General features: G+C 39.8%; 1 protein-coding gene and 1 rRNA gene. One reads left to right on the top strand and one right to left on the bottom strand.

Annotation, left to right across the window (positions count from 1 at the left end; genetic code table 11):
* Window positions 1-187: 187 nt before the first annotated feature.
* Window positions 188-302: ribosomal RNA gene (gene rrf, locus GQR47_RS20085) — 5S ribosomal RNA — on the top strand.
* 998 nt (window positions 303-1,300) lie between these two features.
* On the opposite strand, the gene GQR47_RS20090 is transcribed toward rrf, so the two are convergent.
* On the bottom strand, window positions 1,301-2,320 hold the full coding sequence (locus tag GQR47_RS20090) for a PepSY-associated TM helix domain-containing protein (RefSeq protein WP_346776155.1): 1,020 nt from the start codon (window positions 2,318-2,320) through the stop codon (window positions 1,301-1,303).
* Window positions 2,321-2,412 lie beyond the last annotated feature (92 nt).

The raw sequence follows: 2,412 nt of genomic DNA on the forward strand, positions 1-2,412 counted from the left end.
CATTAAGCTAACTTGTACTAATTACCCGTGAGGCTTAACCATACAACGCCAAACGCGTTTTATGCGACAGTTTAGACAGAAGTTAATATGACTAAAGTAGATATTACTCAGAAAGACTTAAAAAATATTATCAGATATTTTCCAAATTCAGTTAATGCGTAGAAATACGAATTAACGCCCAAATTTGCTTGGTGACAATAGCGTTTTGGACCCACCTGACTCCATGCCGAACTCAGTAGTGAAACGAAACAGCGCCGATGATAGTGTAGCATTTGCTATGTGAAAGTAGGACATTACCAGGCTTCAAATTGTAGAGAGCCCGACTAGAAATAGTCGGGCTTTTTTACGTCTGAAGAAAAGTGAAATGTGCGCAATTAACACACTCACATCAACACCTATCACGTAGGTCGGGCGAGCACAGCGACTCCCGACACAAAGAGAGTGTAGCATTTCACTGTGACTCTCCACCGCTGTGGGCACTACGACATTACCAGGCTTCAAATTGTAGAGACCCGTTACAGCAATGTGACGGGTTTTTTGCTGTCTGGGATTTAGTAAATAGCCAAGAGCCCAAACCGCACTTAGCAGTAAAACAAAACAGCTCGAAGGCGAGACCCACTGAAGGCCGCCCTGACACAAAGAGAGTGTAGCATTTCACTGTGCCTCTCCACCGCTGTGGGCACTACGACATCCTACTGCGTAGCGCACCGACTTCAAATTGTAGAGAGCCCGACTAGAAATAGTTGGGCCTTTTTACGTCTGCAGAAAAGTGAACTACGCGCAGTTAACACACACTCATATCAACATCATCACGCAGGTCGGGCGAGCGTAGCGACTCCCGACGTCAAAAGCATAAAAAACCTCCGTTCGACAATGAGTGGTAGCATTTGTACTGTGGGTAAATAATACCAATTGGTTTAACATCTGACCTAATATAAAAGCGTTAATTATCTGGTCTTGTGATAAGTATTGAACATGACCTTTAAGCCTTTATATACGCTTTAGGTAGGTTACTGAAGAGAATAAAAATAGAGTTTAATACAGAGGTTTACGCATAGAACTTAAATCTAATGGGCATGTGGTTTTTAAATAATAGTGTTCATGGAGTGCCTATCTAAACTTGCAGTATAAACTACCCTTCATTAATTGTTTTATAGCATGATAGGCGGTTAGGGGCTGCTTTAATTTCATATGTACTGAGTGTTATTAATTTTTAACCCTAAGATTAACTAAGGCCATATACTTTATATTAAAAACTATCGACAAGACTTACTGAAAAGCAATTCATGTACTCCTTCAACTAAAGTTTATTTTGTATTCTCTTGGTTCTAACTAACCACCTATATACGCCGATAATGAACAATGCAGCAGATCCGAAGCCACTTAACACCCAAATGACTTTTAAAATGTTACCGCCAATGCTGCCGTCATGTAGAGGGTGCATCCAGTTTTTTATTTTACTAGCCGTACTTTGCTTATCTATATTAAACACGCTCTCTAACTTTCCTGTAAGTGCATTAACCTCTATATAGCTATGTGGAAAGCGATATGAAGGATCGTTTACAGTTTGAAATCTTAATCTGTAAATAGCATTTAAGTTTGATGGTGTTTCAATCCAAGCTAAACGCGCATTCGGTAATGCTTTTTCAGCTATTAATACCGCTTGTGATAAAGGAATATCGGTTTGTTTGCTCGGTTGAATTTGTGTTTTTGGTGGGGAGTTTATATCGCTAACTAGAGCGGTTAATATAGGATCTGTCTGTTTTGGAATAGCGAGCATAACACCTGTAACAGTTAAAGCTAGTAGCGGTATGCAGAAGGTTAAACCAATTAGTTTATGCCGGTCGTATAGCAAACTTATTTTAGAGCTACGAGATTTAAATTTTAGTGCCTTTACCCACTGCCCAGGCTTTGGAAACCAAGCAAAGAATCCAGAGATAAGAAGAACTATTGAGGCTATGCCTATATAGCCAAGGACGAGAGTGCCCGTTGCTCCTGTTAGTAATGAAAAATGTAAGTTGTACATCCAAGTTACTAAGTATTTTCCCCAATAGTTTTTACGTATTACTTTATCACTACTGCTAGATAGCCATACCATTAAGGGGGCAAAGCCTTGCTCTTTTGTTTCTGTTGGATTGTAGTATCGCGCGGGAATTACTGAGTTTATACCTGTGTTTTCTAATCGCCATGGCCCTTGCTTTGAAGGGAAATTGGCTCTTAGCGTATTATATGCTTGATCCCAATTAGGCGTTTTTATGTTTGTAGTAGCGTCATTTGCTGGATTTAGCAGTAAGTCTATTTGCGGATAGTAAACTAATATAGATGCATATTCTCATGCATCGCGATCACCTAATACTATCTAAGCTGATCACCTAATACCATCCATCAAGATCACTCAATACCATCGATGCC

This window comes from Pseudoalteromonas sp. Z1A2, assembly GCF_011378755.1.
Classification (GTDB): domain Bacteria; phylum Pseudomonadota; class Gammaproteobacteria; order Enterobacterales; family Alteromonadaceae; genus Pseudoalteromonas; species Pseudoalteromonas distincta.